General features: G+C 47.8%; 6 protein-coding genes. 5 read left to right on the top strand and 1 reads right to left on the bottom strand.

All coding sequences use genetic code 11. The annotated features are described in order from the left end of the window. Nucleotides 1–52: 52 nt before the first annotated feature. The 5 genes from AB6D80_RS06575 to pfaD are packed head-to-tail and all read left to right on the top strand — an operon-like array spanning nucleotide 53 to nucleotide 17,791. Complete coding sequence (locus tag AB6D80_RS06575) at nucleotides 53–244, top strand: hypothetical protein (RefSeq protein WP_081324588.1); 192 nt, start codon at nucleotides 53–55, stop codon at nucleotides 242–244. Further along, nucleotides 244–8,103: a phosphopantetheine-binding protein gene (locus AB6D80_RS06570; protein WP_372188084.1), complete on the top strand. Its 7,860-nt coding sequence runs from the start codon at nucleotides 244–246 to the stop codon at nucleotides 8,101–8,103. Before AB6D80_RS06575 ends, AB6D80_RS06570 begins: the two co-directional genes overlap by 1 nt. Beyond that, nucleotides 8,103–10,151 (top strand): PfaB family protein, encoded by a 2,049-nt coding sequence (locus AB6D80_RS06565; protein WP_372188083.1) that lies wholly within the window; start codon nucleotides 8,103–8,105, stop codon nucleotides 10,149–10,151. Before AB6D80_RS06570 ends, AB6D80_RS06565 begins: the two co-directional genes overlap by 1 nt. Beyond that, entirely contained in the window at nucleotides 10,148–16,123 is a 5,976-nt protein-coding gene (locus tag AB6D80_RS06560) for a beta-ketoacyl synthase N-terminal-like domain-containing protein (RefSeq protein ID WP_372188081.1), read from the top strand. Before AB6D80_RS06565 ends, AB6D80_RS06560 begins: the two co-directional genes overlap by 4 nt. Before the next feature lie 30 nt (nucleotides 16,124–16,153). Next, entirely contained in the window at nucleotides 16,154–17,791 is a 1,638-nt protein-coding gene (pfaD, locus tag AB6D80_RS06555; protein WP_372188079.1) for an eicosapentaenoate synthase subunit PfaD, read from the top strand. Nucleotides 17,792–17,885: 94 nt separating this feature from the next. On the opposite strand, the gene rnd is transcribed toward pfaD, so the two are convergent. Then, a complete protein-coding gene (rnd, locus tag AB6D80_RS06550) occupies nucleotides 17,886–19,004 on the bottom strand; it encodes a ribonuclease D (RefSeq protein WP_069591626.1) in 1,119 nt (372 codons plus the stop codon). Nucleotides 19,005–19,102: the final 98 nt, after the last annotated feature.

Genomic DNA, 19,102 nt, shown 5'->3' with positions numbered 1-19,102 from the left:
TGAACAGGATTTTAATGGACATCGCCTCAACATTTGAATGCCACCGTCGCGCATGAAACACCTCCCCCACACTCGTAAGTCAACGCACTTCGAAAAACTAATTTCTATCTGGTTGCCGCCACTCAGCAACCTGAATTTTCAGCTGCGCTTCCCTAAGTCTGTTTCAGATTTTCTTTCTATAGCTTTAAAAGCGCAGCCTCAAAACACGACATCACTTTCTGTGATTTCTAGTGGAGACTCATAATGAGCCAACCCGAGACAAATACACCGGAATCAGTCGACGATTCTCGACTGAATAAACGCCTTAAAGATATGCCTGTCGCTATCGTTGGTATGGCGAGCATGTTTGCAAACTCTCGCTACCTGAATAAATTTTGGGATCTTATCAGCGAAAAGATCGATGCGATTACTGAAGTACCAGATACGCACTGGCGTCCAGAAGATTACTACGATTCAGATCGTACTACGCCAGACAAGTCTTACTGTAAGCGCGGTGGTTTCATCCCAGAAGTAGACTTCAACCCTATGGAGTTCGGTCTTCCGCCAAATATCCTAGAACTGACTGATACTTCACAGCTGCTTTCTTTGATCGTTGCAAAAGAAGTACTTGAAGATGCCAAGCTGCCTGAAGGCTACGATCGCGATAAGATCGGTATCACGCTCGGTGTTGGTGGTGGTCAAAAGATCGCTCAAAGCCTAAATGCTCGTCTTCAATACCCTGTTTTGAAAAAAGTCTTCAAGAGCAGTGGTATCAGCGACGACGACAGCGAAATGCTGATCAAAAAATTCCAAGACCAATATATCCACTGGGAAGAGAACTCATTCCCTGGTTCATTGGGTAACGTAATTTCTGGTCGTATTGCTAACCGCTTTGACCTTGGTGGCATCAACTGTGTGGTAGATGCTGCGTGTGCAGGTTCTCTAGCCGCAATGCGTATGGCTCTAAGTGAGCTGGTTGAAGGCCGCAGTGAAATGATGATCACAGGTGGTGTGTGTACTGATAACTCACCAACCATGTACATGAGCTTCTCTAAAACTCCAGCATTCACTACTAATGAAACCATTCAACCTTTCGATATTGATTCAAAAGGGATGATGATTGGTGAAGGCATCGGCATGGTTGCGCTTAAGCGTCTTGAAGATGCAGAGCGCGATGGCGACAGAATCTACTCAGTGATTAAAGGTGTCGGTTCTTCTTCGGATGGTAAATTCAAGAGTATTTACGCACCTCGCCCTGAAGGACAAGCAAAAGCACTAAAACGTGCTTACGATGATGCTGGTTTCGCACCGCACACACTTGGCCTTTTAGAAGCGCACGGTACAGGTACTGCAGCGGGTGATGTTGCTGAATTTGGAGGCTTAAACTCGGTATTCAGTGAGAACAACGAAGAGAAGCAACACATTGCGTTAGGCTCTGTGAAATCTCAAATTGGTCACACTAAATCAACCGCGGGTACTGCAGGTTTAATCAAAGCTGCATTAGCACTGCACCACAAAGTACTGCCGCCAACGATTAACGTATCGGCTCCGAATCCTAAGTTGGATATCGAGAACTCACCGTTCTACCTAAACACACAAACGCGTCCTTGGATGAAACGTGTCGACGGTACACCACGCCGTGCAGGTATCAGCTCATTCGGTTTTGGTGGTACTAACTTCCACGTTGTATTGGAAGAGTACACGCCAGAACACACTCGCGGTGACAAATACCGTCAACGCCAAGTACCGCAAACTCTGTTATTCAGCGCAGAATCTCGTCAAGCATTGATCAATGAATTGAAGCAGGTTTCGACTCAAGTTACTGATGCTGCGTTCAAATTAGAAGCGCTTGCTGAGCAACACGCTCTACGCGAAGTTAACGCTAAGCACGCTCGTCTTGGTTTAGTTGTCACTGACCAAGCAGACCTTCAAGCGCAACTGACTCAAGCGGTTTCTATGCTTGAGAGCCAAACCAAAACACATTGGCAGATGCCAAACGGTACTAGCTACCGTGAGTCGGCACTGATTGCTGAAAACGGTGCTGGTAAAGTGGCTGCATTATTTGCTGGTCAAGGTTCGCAATACCTAAACATGGGTCGCGAGCTTGCTTGTCATTACCCTGAAATGCGCCAACAGCTTGCTCAAGCGGATCAGGTATTTGGTCAACACAAGAAAACGGCTCTGTCGCAAATTCTGTTCCCAATTCCAACTTTCACACCAGAAGCAACCAAAGCTCAAGAAGCGGTGTTAACCAACACGGCCAATGCGCAAAGTGCGATTGGTACTGTGTCTATGGGTCAGTTCGACATCATGACTCAAGCTGGCTTCAAAGCAGACATGGTCGCAGGCCACAGCTTTGGTGAGCTAAGCGCACTATGTGCATCGGGTGTTATCTCGCAAGACGATTACTACCAGCTAGCTTTCGCTCGTGGCGATGCGATGGCTGCAACACCAGAACAAGGTGACAGCGGTACGATGTTTGCGGTCATCCTAGACGCAGACAAACTTCCAGCCGTTGAAAGCTGCATCAGCCAATTCGAAGGCGTGAGCATTGCCAACTACAACGCTCCGACTCAACTGGTTATTGCAGGTCCAACTGCAACGGTTCAACAAGCAGCACAAGCGCTAACAGAACAAGGCTTCAAAGCGATTGCTCTGCCAGTGTCTGGTGCTTTCCACACACCGCTTGTTGCTCACGCTCAAAAACCATTTGCTTCTGCAATTGATAAAGCTTCATTCAGCGCTCCAACGCTGCCGCTTTACTCGAACGCAACGGGCAAACTGCACAGCAAAGACGCTAAAGCGATCAAGAAAGCGTTCAAGCAACACATGCTGCAATCGGTTCGTTTCAGCGAGCAAATTGAAGCGATGTATGAAGCAGGCGCGCGCGTATTCGTTGAGTTCGGTCCGAAAAACATTCTTCAAAAGCTGGTTGAGAAAACATTGGCTGATAAGAACGAAGAGCTTTACGCAATCAGCATCAACCCAAGCCCTAAAGGCGACAGTGACCAACAGCTTCGCTTAGCTGCGGTTCAACTGTGCGTGGCGGGTGTTTCATTAGACAACATTGACCCTTACCAAGCTGACATTGCTGAACCTGCGAAGGCATCACCAATGAACATCAAGCTGAATGCAACCAACTACATCAGCCCTGCTACTCGTAAGAAAATGGATCAATCATTGGCTTCGGGCAACGTCACCGAAAAGACTGAGATTGTTGAAGTGAAAGTTGAAGTCGAGAAAATCGTGGAAAAAGAAGTGATTAAAACAGAAATCGTTGAAGTACCTGTGGCTGCTCCTCAAGCTTCAAATGTACAACAGTCAACTGCTCCAGCACCAAGTGCACAAGTAGTAACAGCAGCTCAGCAGCCACAAGTGGCGCAACCTGCACCAGCGACTATCCAGCCAGCAGCTCAAGTAACGGTTGATGAGTCTTCACTGCAATCGTTCTTCAATGCTCAACAACAAGCAGCAGAAGTACATCAGCAATTCTTGGCGATTCCTCAGCAATACGGTGACACATTCAATACCCTAATGTCTGAGCAAGCGAAAATGGCAACAGCAGGCGTAGCAATTCCTGAGAACCTGCAACGTTCTATGGAAATGTTCCACCAGCACCAAGCTGAAACGCTAAAAGCTCACGCTCATTACCTAGAGATGCAAGCACACAGCAACAACTCAGCACTTAATATGCTGACGCAAGGTTCAGTACAAACGGCACAACCAACCTTCGTTGCGCCAGCAAATGCTCAACCAGCGATTCAGGCTCCAGCGACTCCAGCAGCTATCGTCCAACAGCCTGTGGCTCAAGTACAAACTGCTCCTGTACAAGCGGCGCCAGTTCAAAATACAACAACTCAACAAGCTCCAGTACAGAAAGCCACTCCTGCACCACAAGTAGTGGCTCAAGCAGCAGCACCTATTGCAGCTCAACCTGTGCCAGTTAAAGCGCAACCGGCTCCTGTGGCTGCGCCAGTATCAGTACAATCAGCCGACGCTGAAAAAGTGATGCTAGAAGTGGTCGCTGAGAAAACGGGCTACCCAACGGAAATGCTTGATCTAGAAATGGACATGGAAGCAGACCTTGGTATCGACTCAATCAAGCGCGTAGAGATCCTTGGTACCGTTCAAGACGAAATGCCAAACCTACCTGAGCTGAATCCTGAAGATTTGGCTGAGTGTCGTACTCTTGGCGAAATCGTTACCTACATGAACAGCAAGATGCCAGCATCAGCGCCTATGGCAGCACAGGCAAGCGCAGCCGCTCCTGTTCAAGCAGCTAATGGCCTTGATGCAAAAGTCGTTCAACAAACCATGCTAGAAGTGGTTGCTGAGAAGACAGGTTACCCAACGGAAATGCTTGATCTAGAAATGGATATGGAAGCAGACCTTGGTATCGACTCAATCAAGCGTGTTGAGATTCTTGGTACGGTTCAAGATGAACTGCCTACTCTTCCAGAGCTGAACCCTGAAGACTTAGCTGAGTGTCGCACTCTTGGCGAAATCGTTAACTACATGAACAGTAAACTTCCGGCTTCTGCGCCAGTTGCAGCACAAACGGAAGTAGTTGCTCCAGCAGCAGCTAACAATGGACTAGATGCAGCTGTTGTTCAGAAGACGATGTTAGAAGTGGTAGCAGAGAAGACGGGCTACCCGACTGAAATGCTAGATCTAGCAATGGATATGGAAGCAGACCTTGGTATCGATTCAATCAAGCGTGTTGAAATCCTAGGTACGGTTCAAGACGAGCTACCGACTCTTCCAGAGCTAAACCCTGAAGACCTCGCTGAGTGCCGTACTCTAGGCGAGATAGTCGAGTACATGAACAGCAAACTTCCAGCTTCTGCTCCAGTAGCGGCTCAAGTAGTTGCACCAGCGCAAGCAGTCTCAAACGGTTTAAACGCCGAGCAAGTTCAAAGCACAATGCTGAGCGTAGTAGCGGATAAAACTGGCTACCCAACAGAAATGCTAGACCTAGCAATGGATATGGAAGCTGACCTTGGCATCGACTCAATCAAACGTGTTGAGATCCTTGGTACGGTTCAAGACCAGCTGCCAACATTGCCAGAGCTGAACCCTGAAGATCTAGCTGAGTGTCGTACTCTTGGCGAAATCGTTGACTACATGAACAGCAAACTAGGCGCTAATGAAGCTCCTAACGCAGCAACTGCGACAGTAGCAGCTACAGCCGCTGTAGAAAGCGCAAGCAACGACCTAAACCCTGCTCATGTTCAATCAACCATGATGGAAGTGGTTGCCGATAAAACTGGCTACCCAGCAGAAATGCTCGACCTAGCGATGGACATGGAAGCAGACCTTGGTATCGACTCAATCAAACGTGTTGAGATTCTAGGTACGGTTCAAGACCAGCTTCCAACGCTGCCAGAGCTAAACCCTGAAGACTTAGCTGAGTGTCGTACGCTTGGTGAAATCGTTACCTACATGCAAAGCAAGCTATCCGCAGCTGCACCTGTAGCGACTGCTAAAGCTGAATCAGTAACGCCTATCGCAGAAACAGCGACAGCGGAACTTCCTCCACACAATGAGGTAGCGCTAAAAAAGCTACCAGCGGCAGATAAACTCGTCGATTGTTTCTCAAAAGACGCTTGTGTCGTGATCACAGATGATGGTCACAACGCTGGTGTTCTAGCAGAAAAGTTGACCGCTAACGGCATTCAAGTTGCTGTAGTGCGCAGTGCTCTTTCTGCCGCGTCACCTTTAAACAGTGAAATCGCAAACTACACACTCAACAGCGTCGATGATGCGGGTGTGACAGCTGTGATTAACGACATCGAAGCAGACCTTAAAACGTCGAACAAAGTGATTGCTGGCTTCATTCATTTACAAGCTATCGTTGATGCGAAACAAAGCAACGAGCAAGCGGTTAACTTGAATGCAGACTCAAGGGCTTCACTAACCACAGCGTTCTTATTCGCGAAGCACCTAAATGGTCAGCTAAATACCGTTTCTGGTCGCAGCGTGTTCTTCACGCTAAGCCGTATCGATGGTGGCTTTGGTTACCTAGATACTAAGCAATTAGCGAACGCAGAACTTAACCAAGCGGCTCTATCTGGTCTAACTAAGACACTGAGCCATGAATGGTCAAACGTGTTCTGCCGCGCATTGGATGCTGACGCTTCGATTGATGCTCGTCACCTAGCTGAAGCTATCACAAGCGAACTGTTCGATATCGATACCAACACGGTTGAAATCGGCCTTAGCCATGCAGAAAACGGTGAATCTGGTCGTGCAACATTGATTGCGGCAACACCAGGTGCTGCACAAACGAAGAACACAGGCGCTCAACTCACCAAGAGCGACAAAGTTCTCGTAACAGGCGGCGCTAAAGGCGTGACGTTTGAATGTGCACTGACGCTTGCTAAGCAATGCAAATCTCACTTCATTCTTGCAGGTCGTAGTAAGCATATTACTTCAGCCGAGCTACCTCAGTGGGCACAAGGCAAGCAAGAGAAAGAGCTAAAACCTGCTGCAATTGCGCACCTACAAGCTACGGGCGATAAGCCAACGCCGAAAAAAGTTGATGCCTTGCTAAAACCGGTATTGAGCAGCCTTGAAATCAACGCAGCACTTACCGCTTTCAACGAGATTGGCGCGAGCGCTGAATACCTAAGCTTAGATGTTTCGAACCATGAGTCAGTAGCGAAAACACTGGCAAATTTCGACGACATTACAGGTCTTATCCACGGCGCAGGTGTACTGGCTGACAAACACATTCAAGACAAAACGCTTGATGAACTAAACATGGTTTACGGCACGAAAGTAGGCGGATTAGAAGCCGTTCTTGGTGGTCTTGATAGCAGCAAGCTAAAACTGATTGCGATGTTCTCTTCGGCAGCGGGTTTCTACGGAAACACAGGCCAAAGCGACTACTCGATGTCTAACGAGATCCTAAACAAAGCGGCTCTGCAACTGTCTGCGCGTAACCCTCAAGCGAAAGTGATGAGCTTCAACTGGGGACCGTGGGACGGCGGCATGGTAAACGCAGCGCTGAAGCGTATGTTTACAGAGCGCGGTGTGTACGTAATTCCTCTTCAAGCGGGTGCAGAGCTATTTAGCTCTCAACTACTGAACAAAACTGGCATTCAACTGCTGGTTGGCACGAGCATGCAAGGTTCTGACAACAAGGAAGCTGCTGTAAAAAAGCTTAATGCGGAGTCTGTGCATCTTGCAGAGAGTCCGCTGAATACAAGCATTACTGTGACACGTCATCTTGATCCTAAGGCATTGCCTTTCATTCAAGATCACTGCATTGCCGGTAACCCAGTGTTACCGACAGTGTGTGCCATCCAATGGATGCGTGAAATCGCTGAGCAACTGTTAGGGGTGAACGTTAGCGTTCACAACTACAAACTGCTGAAAGGTGTGATTTTTGATACTGATGAAGTGCAAGAGCTAACGCTTGTCTTGTCTGCAGACACTAAGAAGCCGTCCTCTGATGCTAAATCAAAAGAGCAGCTAAAAGCAGTGATCAGTTGCCAAGGGCGACCACAGTATCAAGCTCAGTTGCAAGTTGCCTCTGTGCAAGTTTCTGAATATGTTCAACAAGCGTCGACAAAGCGCTTTGAAGCCAACACTTCAGCTCCTGTAACAACGGCACAAGCTCTATACAGTGACGGCACTCTGTTTCATGGACCAAGATTGCAAGGTATTACCTCAGTCGAATGCTTTGACGACTTAGGTTTATTGGCTCAGTGCCAACTACCTCAGATTGAAAACAGCGACTGCGGATCATTTATTCCGAAGCAAGGTTTTGGTGATAGCCAGCCATTTGCTGAAGATTATCTATTGCAAGCCATGTTGGTATGGGCTCGATTGAAATACGGCGCGGCAAGCCTACCGTCTGCAATCGGTGAGTTTATTTGTTACGCACCGATGCACAATGGTGACCAAGGTTGGCTAGAACTGAGCGTGATAAAAAGCACGGCTCGTTCACTGCAAGCTGATATCTCGCTTTACCACCAAGATGGTCGTTTAAGCGCGGTAATGAAAGGTGCAAAAGTCACCATCAGCAAAAGCTTAAACGACGCATTTTTGCCGAAGTCTAGCTCAGCAGTGTCGAAGAAAGAGACTACTAAGAACCCAGAAAAGGAGCAATTGTCATAGTGACTGTTCCTACTAATAAAGCGATGCCATTGCGCATCGCTCTTTTAGCTCAGCCAGCAAACGCGGCTGAGCTTTCTGCCTACTTATTTCCCTCGTTCCCAGAAATGATAACTGTTGTGGTTGATGGCAATTTTAATCAAGCACTTGCTCACGCCATCGAGACAGTCAATCAAGGTAATGTCGTTAAGCTCTGTTTGGATCATCACTCACCATCATTGTTGATGTTAAGTGCGCTGAATGCTGCTCAGAATAAGATTCACCCACACGCGAATTTGGCGAGCTTTGTAGATACAGCTACCGGAAATAGCATTCAGCTAGCTCTGGATATTGCACGCCGCCCCGCTTCAGATTTAAGTCATCAACAGCAACACTCTGACTTATCGGCTTCGCAGCAGTTTGATGAATTGTTGAATATAGTTAATGCGATATCGAGCCGTTCATTACCGAGCCATTCATTACCTAACCATTACTGGTTCACTGAGCCAAACAAAGCACGTGTTGCTGCGTTAACTTTCAGTGACGATAGCCCAAAAGCCACCAGCCTGATATTGACTCAAGCGACCGGTTTGCACGAACCAAAACCCTTGCTATCCAGCGAACGTTTGATGTTTGTGGTTTCAGGCAACGAACAAGCCGAGTTGGTTTCTCAGTTAATCTCGTTAAGAGAAGAGCTTAAATGCGTTAACGATTCGGCGGACAGCGAACTTGCTATCGCCACCTTGATGCATTCAAACCTAAGCCACTTTCAAAGCGTTCAACACAATGTTGACCTTGGCGCAAACATCGTGATTCAGGCGGCTTCAATTGAGGCTGCACTACAAGAGATCACCGCGATAGAAAATGCGTTGCCAAAAGTAATGGGTGACAATAGCCACTACAAAACGCCAGCGGGCAGTTGTTTCTCACCGAAGCCTCAAAGCAAAGGTGGCGTTGCATTTGTTTACCCTGGTGTTGGCACGGTTTATCCCGGCATGTTGCGCGAGTTTCACCACCATTTCCCACAGTTATTTGCTCGTTTAGAACGTGAAGGTAACTTGAAAGAGATGCTGCAGGCTGACAAAACCTACGCAGAAAACTCGCAAGAAATGTCGCTCAGTGAATTGGCCATTGCAGGTGTCGGCAGTAGTTATTTACTAACGCAGCTCTTGTGTGATGAATTCAAAGTGCAGCCAGATTTCGCTTTGGGTTACTCCAAAGGTGAAGCCTCGATGTGGGCGAGCTTGAATGTTTGGAAAAATCCGCATGCGCTGATTGAGATGACTCAAACCAGTCCTATCTTCACCACGGCTATTTCTGGCGAACTGACAGCAGTGCGTCAAGATTGGCAGCTGAACAGCGACGAAATCATCCAATGGAACAGCTTTGTGGTTCGCAGCGATGCACAAGCGATTGAGGCACTGTTACCAGAGTTTCCGCGCGCTTATCTCGCTATCATCCAAGGTGATACTTGCGTACTGGCCGGTTGTGAAAGCACATGTCGTGCTCTGCTCAAGAAACTGGGTAAACGTGGCATTGCCGCTAACCGTGTTACTGCAATGCACACCACACCAGCACTAAGCCAGCATAGCCAAGTACGCGATTTTTACACACAACCACTGTTCGACGAGTTGCCAAAGCATATCCGCTTTATCAGCGCAGCAGGTCTACCGACTGGCGCACCAATCAATATCGACAGTGACAGCATCGCCCTTTCGATTGCCGACACTTTCTGTTCAACGCTGGATTTCACCGCGTTGATCCAGAGTGCGCGTCAACAAGGTGCTCGTCTGTTTGTAGAAGTAGGTGCCGATCGTCAAACCAGCACATTGATCGACAAGATCAATCGTAGCGACAACGTAGCAGACCAGTACTGCACAATCGCTTCCAATGCCAAAGGCGGTGACGATGTTGTCACGCTCATCAAATGCATTGGTCAGCTCATTACTCATCAAATTCCACTGTCTGTCGAGCCACTTATTCAAGGGCTAAAACAACAGATCACCACCGCTAAGCAATTAAGTGGTGTGTCTCAAGGCAGCGCAGTGAATCATCAAGGAGAGCTAGTATGAGTTCTCAATCGAACCAGTATCAGGCTCAAACTCAAACTCAAACTAAGAATAAGCAGCAAGTGAAGTGCAATAAGATCGCGATTGTCGGTATTGCTAACCAATACCCAGAAGCTGATACGCCAAAAGACTTTTGGCAAAACTTGCTGAATAAAAAAGATTCTCGAACCACATTAAGCGCTGAAAAACTAGGTGCTAAACCTGAAAGCTATCAGGGCGTGCAAGGTGAGTCAGACCGCTTTTACTGTGACAAAGGCGGTTACATCGAAAACTTCAATTTCGATAGCAATGGCTACCGCTTAACAGCAGAATCGTTCAACGGTGTTGACCAAAGTTTCCTATGGGCTTTGGATACCAGTCGTAAGGCGTTAGTCGACGCTGGCATTGATCTGAATGCCGATGTTTTAGAGCGCACAGGCGTGATCATGGGTGCCCTTTCGTTCCCAACCACACGTTCAAACGACCTGTTTCTACCGATTTATCACTCGGTGGTCGAGAAAGCATTTAAAGATAAATTAGCTAATGACCAATTTTCATTGCTACCAACCAATGAAACCGCGCAAGACCTCAACCCTATCAATGGTGCAGCGGCACACAACGCCTCTAAGTTAGTGGCTGATGCATTGGGTTTAGGTAACGTACAACTGAGTCTAGATGCCGCATGTGCAAGCTCTGTGTATTCATTGAAGTTAGCGTGTGATTACTTGAATACAGGCAAAGCCGACATGATGTTGGCAGGCGCGGTATCCGGTGCTGACCCATTCTTTATCAATATGGGTTTTTCGATCTTCCACGCTTACCCTGATCACGGTGTGTCGGTTCCGTTTGATAGCAACAGTAAAGGTCTGTTTGCTGGCGAAGGTGCGGGGGTTTTAGTCCTAAAACGCTTAGCTGATGCAGAGCGTGATGGCGACAATATTTACGCAGTCGTCAGCGGTATTGGCTTGTCGAACGATGGCCGAGGCCAGTTCGTATTAAGCCCAAACAGCAAAGGACAAGTCCAAGCCTTTGAACGCGCTTACGAGGCTTCGAACTTATCACCAGACAGCATTGAAGTGATTGAGTGTCACGCAACCGGTACACCATTAGGTGACAAGGTTGAGTTAACCTCAATGGAGCGTTTCTTTGCTGACAAATTGAATGGTTCGAACCCGCCATTGATTGGCTCTGCTAAGTCCAACCTCGGTCACTTGCTGACTGCGGCGGGTATGCCAGGGATCATGAAAATGATCTTTGCGATGAAAGAAGGTGTGCTTCCGCCAAGTATTAACTTGGATAAGCCACTATCGTCGCCAGAAGGTTTATTTGGCTCACAGACTCTGCCAACGCAGGTTCAATCTTGGCCAAGTAAAGCGGGCAACTCAGAGCGCTGTGCGGGTGTTTCTGTCTTTGGTTTCGGTGGCTGTAACGCTCACTTACTGCTTGAAGCGTATTCAGACACCAGTCATGTAAACCCGACTCAAGAGTCAGCGTCTCCAAGCCTACAACCATCTAATTTAAGCATTACTGGTCTAGCGTCTCACTTTGGTTCTCTGCAGAGCATCAACGCGCTAAGCACTGCGATTGAGACCAACAACGATGCTTTCATTGCCTTGCCTAAGAAGCGCTGGAAAGGCTTAGACCAACATCCAGAACTACTGAATCAGTTTGGTTTACACGGTATTCCAAATGGCGCGTACATCGATCAATTCGATCTCGATTTCCTGCGCTTCAAAGTGCCGCCAAATGAAGATGACCGTTTGATCTCTCAGCAGTTGCTACTGATGAAAGTTGCAGACGAAGCCATCAAAGATGCCAAGCTTGTTGCAGGCCAAAAGGTTGCGGTTTTAGTTGCGATGGAAACAGAGCTTGAGATGCACCAATTCCGTGGACGCGTAAACCTGCATAGCCAATTGGCTGACAGCTTTGCCAACATGGGTATCGAACTAACTCAAGACGAATACCAAGCGCTAGAAACCATCGCGATGGACAGTGTGATGGACGCAGCCAAGCTGAACCAATACACCAGTTTCATCGGCAATATCATGGCTTCGCGTATCTCTTCATTGTGGGACTTTAATGGCCCTGCCTTTACGATTTCAGCTGCTGAACAGTCGGTTGCTCGTTGTATTGATGTTGCACAAAACTTGATGTCACAAGAATCGATGGATGCCGTTGTGATTGCAGCCGTCGACCTAAGCGGCAGTGCAGAACATGTGATTCTGAAGAACAGCGTAAGCCCAGTGACGCTAGCTCCAAAATTCGGACAGCTGCAAGATGGCAGTTGGAATGTCGGTGAAGGTGCAGGTGCGATTGTTCTTGTTGAAGAAAACCAAGTAGCGAGCAACCAAGATGCGGCTTACGGCAGCATCAACGCCTTAGCTTTTGGTTCAAGCGAGAATAACAACGCAGTTGTTGATGAGTTACTGACTCAAGTCGGTATGAGCTCGAACGATGTTTCTCTGCTTGAGCTTAACCATGCACCAGAATCTCCATCTCATCAGTTTTCGTCTCTAAGTTTAGGGAACACAAAGACTACTCAAGCAAGTCAACGTGTGGGTCATTGCTCTGCTGCTTCTGGTATGGCAAGCCTGCTACACGGTCTGCTCAACCTGAACCTTGCACCTCTGAATCCGAATGTCAGTTCTAAGAGCGCGATTGTTGCCAACATCAGCGAAGGACAATGTTCACAGCTGCTACTAAGCCAATCGAGTGTTGAATCTCAATCACTTTCCGTTCGTTTAAGCAATGAACTGGCGAGCGATGCTAAACGTCAATTAGTTAAGCAAGTGACTCTTGGTGGTCGTGATATCTATCAACATATTGCCCAAACCCCAGTGACCAACTTGGCAACGATTCAACAGAAAGCTTCTGGTAAACAAGCAGCAAGAGTGGCGTCGGTTCCAACGACAGCAAGCATTCAAGCAGCCCTTGCACAAAAAGAGTTAGAGAAGAATGCATTAGCGCAAAACGCGATAGAGCCAGTCATCGAAACTCCTACATCAGTATCCCCTACTCTGGCGCCAACTCGCCACAGTCAGCTAACAGGTAACCACAGCAATATGACTCATGTCCTATCCGCTAAAAATGGCGCGTCTCAAATCGACGCAGCTTCACAGCAGCCGCAAAATCTAAGCCAAAACCAAGCTTTTGCTCAAAACCAGCAAGCGGCTCAACAGGTACACAAAGCATTCCTGCACACACGTGCCCAAGGCATGCAGATGGCTGATGCGTTATTAAAAGCACAGCTAAACGCAGTGACATCTGGTTTAGATAGCAATGCCCTGATTCAACAAACGACCAGCCAACAAACAAATAGTCAACAAACGACTGGTCAACAAACGCCAGCTCAGCCTGTTCAAGCTCAACCGGCTCAGGTTTCGTCAACGCCAGTCAACGTACTTGCGACGCCAGCACCAGTAAAACCTATCCGTAAGCCATGTATCTGGGATTACGATGATCTGGTTGAATACGCTGAAGGCGATATTGCGAACGTATTTGGCCCTGATTACGCGATCATCGATAGCTACTCGCGTCGCGTTCGCTTGCCAACCACGGACTACCTACTGGTATCTCGTGTAACCAAGCTAAACGCGACCGTTAACGAGTACAAGCCAAGCACAATGACCACAGAATACGACATCCCAGTTGATGCGCCGTATCTTGTTGATGGTCAGATCCCTTGGGCTGTTGCAGTTGAATCTGGTCAGTGTGACCTAATGCTAATCAGCTACTTAGGTATTGATTTCGAAAACAAAGGTGAGCGTGTTTATCGCCTGCTTGATTGCACGCTGACCTTCCTTGGCGACTTGCCTCGTGGTGGCGATACACTGCGTTACGACATCTCAATCAACAACTTTGCTCGCAATGGCGACACGCTGCTGTTCTTCTTCTCGTACGAATGTTTCGTTGGCGACAAGATGATCCTGAAAATGGATAACGGCTGTGCGGGCTTCTTCACCGATGAAGAGTTGGCAGATGGCAAGGGTGTGATTCACACTGAAGATGAAATCAAGGCTCGTAAGCTTGCAACTAAGCAACGCTTCGATCCTATGTTGCACTGCCCTAAAACTCAGTTTAACCACCAAGAATTGCGTCATCTACTGACTGCCAACATTGCAGAATGTTTTGGTCCAACTCACCAATCCAATAGCCACCAGCCTTCTTTATGCTTCAGCTCAGAGAAGTTCATGATGATCGAAAAGGTTAGTCGTGTTGAACCACAAGGTGGCACATGGGGACTTGGTCTGATTGAAGGTCATAAGCAGCTAGAGCCTGAGCATTGGTACTTCCCTTGTCACTTCAAAGATGACTCGGTAATGGCTGGTTCTTTGATGGCAGAAGGTTGTGGTCAACTGCTTCAGTTCTTCATGATGCACCTTGGCATGCACACGCTTGTTCAAAATGGTCGTTTCCAACCGCTTGAAAATGCGCCTCAACAAGTACGTTGCCGTGGTCAAGTTCTACCACAATCGGCAGAACTGACTTACCGCATGGAAGTGACTGAGATTGGTCTAAGCCCTCGCCCATACGCGAAAGCTAACATCGATATTTTGCTGAATGGCAAAGTGATTGTTGATTTCCAAAACTTGGGTGTGATGATCAAAGAAGACGACGAATGTACTCGTTATCTGCCTTCTTTAGAATCAGCTGTCGCGACCCCTGTTATCGAAAGCTTGGACCATAAAAGCTTGGGCCATACACCAGCAGTGAACCAACAGGCTTCAGCGAATGCGCCATTGATGGCTCAAATTGAAGACCTAGAAACTGCACCAAACAAAGGTGTGGTTCCTCTTCAACACGTTGAAGCTCCGGCAACGCCTGATTACCCGAACCGCACACCCGATACGGTTCCATTCACGCCTTACCACATGTTCGAATTCGCGACTGGCGATATCGAGAAGTGTTTCGGTCCTGATTTCTCTATCTACCGTGGAATGATTCCACCACGTACTCCGTGTGGCGACTTGCAGCTAACCACTCGTGTGGTTGAGATCGACGGTAAGCGTGGCGACTTCAAGAAGCCTTCATCGTGTATCGCAGAGTACGAAGTGCCAGAAAATGCATGGTACTTTGATGAAAACAGCCACCAGACCCTAATGCCTTACTCGGTATTGATGGAGATTTCACTGCAGCCAAACGGCTTCATCTCTGGCTACATGGGAACAACACTGGGTTTCCCAGGTGAAGAACTGTTTTTCCGCAACCTAGATGGCAGCGGCAAAATGTTGCGTAACGTCGACTTGCGCGGCAAAACGATCACCAACGATTCTCGTCTGCTTTCAACAGTAATGATGGGCACCAACATCGTTCAGAGCTTCAGCTTCGAACTGAGCACTGACGGCGTGCCGTTCTACCAAGGTACAGCGGTATTCGGTTACTTCAAGGGCGCAGCACTGAAAGACCAGCTTGGTTTGGACAACGGTAAAGTGACTCACCCTTGGCATGTTGATAACAACCGCACGCCGGATGTAAACATCAACCTACTAGACAAAACGACTCGTTACTTCAATGCTCCTGTTTCTGCTACTGGTGAAGTGCAAGAGCACTACCAACTGGCTGGCGGTCGCTTGAACTTTATCGATACGGTGCAGATCACCAGCGATGGTGGTAAAGACGGTCTGGGTTACCTATACGCTGAGCGTACGATTGACCCAAGCGATTGGTTCTTCCAGTTCCACTTCCATCAAGATCCGGTAATGCCAGGTTCTCTAGGTGTCGAAGCGATCATCGAACTGATGCAAACCTATGCGCTAAATAAAGATCTTGGTGCTGGCTTCCGCAATCCTAAGTTTGGTCAAATCCAATCTGAAGTGAAATGGAAATACCGTGGTCAGATTAACCCTCTGAACAAACAGATGTCACTGGATGTACACATCACTGCAATCAAAGACGAAGACGGCAAACGCATCATCGTTGGCGACGCAAACCTGAGCAAAGATGGTCTACGTATTTACGAAGTGAAAGACATCGCGATTTGTATCGAAGAAGCATAAGCCTGACAGAGAACTAGGAAAGAATTTAGTATGACAACTCAAACTACAATCAATAACGAAAAGCTATCTCCGTGGCCTTGGCAGATCGAAGAGAGCACAACTCGCTTTGATAACGCAGCAATGTCGACAATATTGAAAGACTTAAGCCTTGCTTGTTACGTCGTGAACCACCCAGAAAAAGGGTTAGGTGTTAGCCAACAAGCAGAGATTGCATCGGGCGATTCAGCAAGCTCAGCGAACAGCCAACCTGTTAGCGCCTTTGCTCCTGCACTTGGTACACAAAGCCTAGGCGACGAAGATTTTCGTCGCTGTCACGGCGTGAAATACGCTTACTATGCGGGCGCAATGGCAAACGGCATTTCATCTGAAGAGTTAGTGATTGCGCTTGGCCAAGCTGGCATTCTTTGTTCATTTGGCGCGGCGGGCTTAATCCCGTTTCGCGTTGAGCAAGCGATCAACCGTATTCAAGCAGCACTGCCAAACGGTCCTTATGCGTTTAACCTGATTCACAGCCCAAGCGAACCCGCTCTAGAGCGCGGCAGTGTAGAGCTATTTTTGAAACACAAAGTGAAAACGGTTGAGGCTTCTGCCTTCTTAGGCCTAACACCGCAGATCGTTCACTACCGTGCCGCGGGCCTTAGCCGCGATGCACAAGGTGAGATTCAGATTGGCAACAAGGTTATTGCTAAGGTAAGCCGTACTGAAGTTGCAAGTAAGTTCATGCAACCAGCTCCAGTTAAAATGCTGCAAGCTTTGGTTGATGAAGGTCGAATCACAGCAGAACAGATGGAACTGGCACAGCTGGTTCCTATGGCTGATGACATTACCGCAGAAGCCGATTCTGGTGGTCATACCGATAACCGTCCACTGGTTACCCTGCTGCCAACGATTCTTGCACTGAAAGAACAAACCCAAGCACAGTACCAATTCAAAACTCCGCTACGTGTCGGTTGTGGTGGTGGCGTAGGCACGCCTGACGCCGCTCTAGCGACGTTTAACATGGGTGCTGCTTACATTGTTACCGGTTCAATCAACCAAGCGTGTGTTGAGGCTGGCGCGAGCGAACACACACGTAAGCTGCTTTCGACAACTGAAATGGCTGACGTGACTATGGCTCCGGCAGCAGACATGTTCGAAATGGGCGTGAAACTGCAAGTGGTTAAGCGCGGCACTTTATTCCCAATGCGTGCGAACAAGTTGTATGAACTTTACACTCGCTACGACTCAATTGAAGCGATTCCAGTTGAAGAGCGCCAAAAGCTAGAGAAGCAGGTATTCCGTTCAACACTGGATGACATTTGGGCGGGAACTGTGGCGCACTTTAACGAGCGTGACCCTAAACAGATTGAACGTGCTGAAGGCAACCCAAAGCGTAAGATGGCGTTGATCTTCCGTTGGTACTTAGGGCTTTCTAGCCGTTGGTCAAACACCGGTGAACAAGGTCGTGAAATGGATTACCAAGTATGGGCTGGCCCGGCACTTGGCGCATTCAACGCCTGGGCGAAAGACAGCTATCTAGATGATTACCAACAGCGTAATGCCGTTGATCTTGCTAAGCATCTGATGCACGGTGCTGCGTACTTAGCTCGTGTTAACCTGCTGACCTCACAAGGTATCAAGCTTGATCCGGAACTAGCACGCTGGAAGCCGACGCAAAGAATGGCTTAAGTGCCGAGTAGCTAGCTAAATTTTACCAAATAAAAAAGCGACCTTAATTAGGTCGCTTTTCTTTGAATCATCGAAATGTCATTGCAGTCGTTGGTTATTTGATCGCTTTATTTAGCTTCTCGCCAACCACATCTAAACGCCAACCTTGCATAACATCTGGCAGCTTTTCAGGATTACGATCGTGCTTCCATATCCAGCTTAACACTTGGTTAAGTTGCTTCTTCGACGCCAAAAACTCAGTCGCTAAACCACTGTGTTGCGATGCTGTTTTCACTTCATCTTTCAACACTTTGAAGAGTTGCTTGTAACCTGGGTAGTCCATTAGACGTTCTACTGGCGCAGGGTATTCTTCTTCTGGCGTATGCTCAGCTAACTTAACGATTGAACTGATTTTAGCGCCATGGCGACGTACAGAGCGGTAATCAAAACCTTCTTGCTCCATATGTTTAGGATCTTTCATCGCGAAACGCGCAACTGCCCATAGGTCTTGTTCTTTGAAGACAAAGTTCAGCGCTAAGTCACGCTTAATCGCTTCTTTTAAACGCCAAGTTGCTAGCGGTCTTAAAATAGCTAGCTGCTGAGGCTTTAGCTGCCACGCGCCTTTAATATCAAGGTAAGCGTTATCTGGGTTTGCTTTACGGATGCGCTTAGCCACTTGTAAATCAGACTCTTGCTGCGCCGCTTCCCACCAGCCCGCTTCCATCACTTTTTCTAGAAGCTTGTTGTACATTGGCATCAAGTAGTGAACGTCTGCTGCTGCGTAGTCGAGTTGCTTTTGAGAAAGCGGACGCGCTAGCCAGTCGGTGCGAGATTCACTCTTATCTAGGTCAACGCCTACAAACTCTGAAACGAGAGCTGCAAAGCCAGTTGAAAGACCATGACCTAAGAAGGCTGCCATGATCTGCGTATCAACCATTGGCGTTGGCGTACAGCCAAATGCGTTCTGGAACACTTCTAGATCTTCGCCACACGCGTGCAAAACTTTCAGTACTGAAGTGTCTTTCAATAACCCAACAAACGGGGTCATTTCATCAAGAGCAATAGGATCAATCAGTGACAGCGTTTCACCATCAAATAACTGAATTAAGCCTAATTGAGGGTAATAGGTTCTTGTACGAACGAACTCTGTATCAAGCATAACAACATCGGCTTCACGTGCTTGTTGGCAAACTCGCTCAAGGTCTTTCACTTGGGTAATGATTTGATAATCCACAAAAACTCTCACTGATTTTACTTTGATCGCCGGATACAAAAATGCCGACATTAACTGTCGGCATTCTAACACCATTTTTCAGCGCTCGCTTAGATTAA

The organism is Vibrio sp. 10N.247.310.17 (assembly GCF_041466605.1).
In the GTDB taxonomy this organism is placed as follows: Bacteria; Pseudomonadota; Gammaproteobacteria; order Enterobacterales; family Vibrionaceae; genus Vibrio; species Vibrio tasmaniensis_A.
The sequence above is the reverse complement of the archived record's forward strand: the minus strand, read 5'-3'. Positions and strand labels throughout refer to the sequence as shown.

Coding starts and splice junctions, on each gene's coding strand:
- pfaD (WP_372188079.1), top strand. CDS start 16,154: ATGACAACTCAAACTACAATCAATAACGAAAAGCTATCTCCGTGGCCT.
- AB6D80_RS06560 (WP_372188081.1), top strand. CDS start 10,148: ATGAGTTCTCAATCGAACCAGTATCAGGCTCAAACTCAAACTCAAACT.
- AB6D80_RS06570 (WP_372188084.1), top strand. CDS start 244: ATGAGCCAACCCGAGACAAATACACCGGAATCAGTCGACGATTCTCGA.
- AB6D80_RS06575 (WP_081324588.1), top strand. CDS start 53: ATGAAACACCTCCCCCACACTCGTAAGTCAACGCACTTCGAAAAACTA.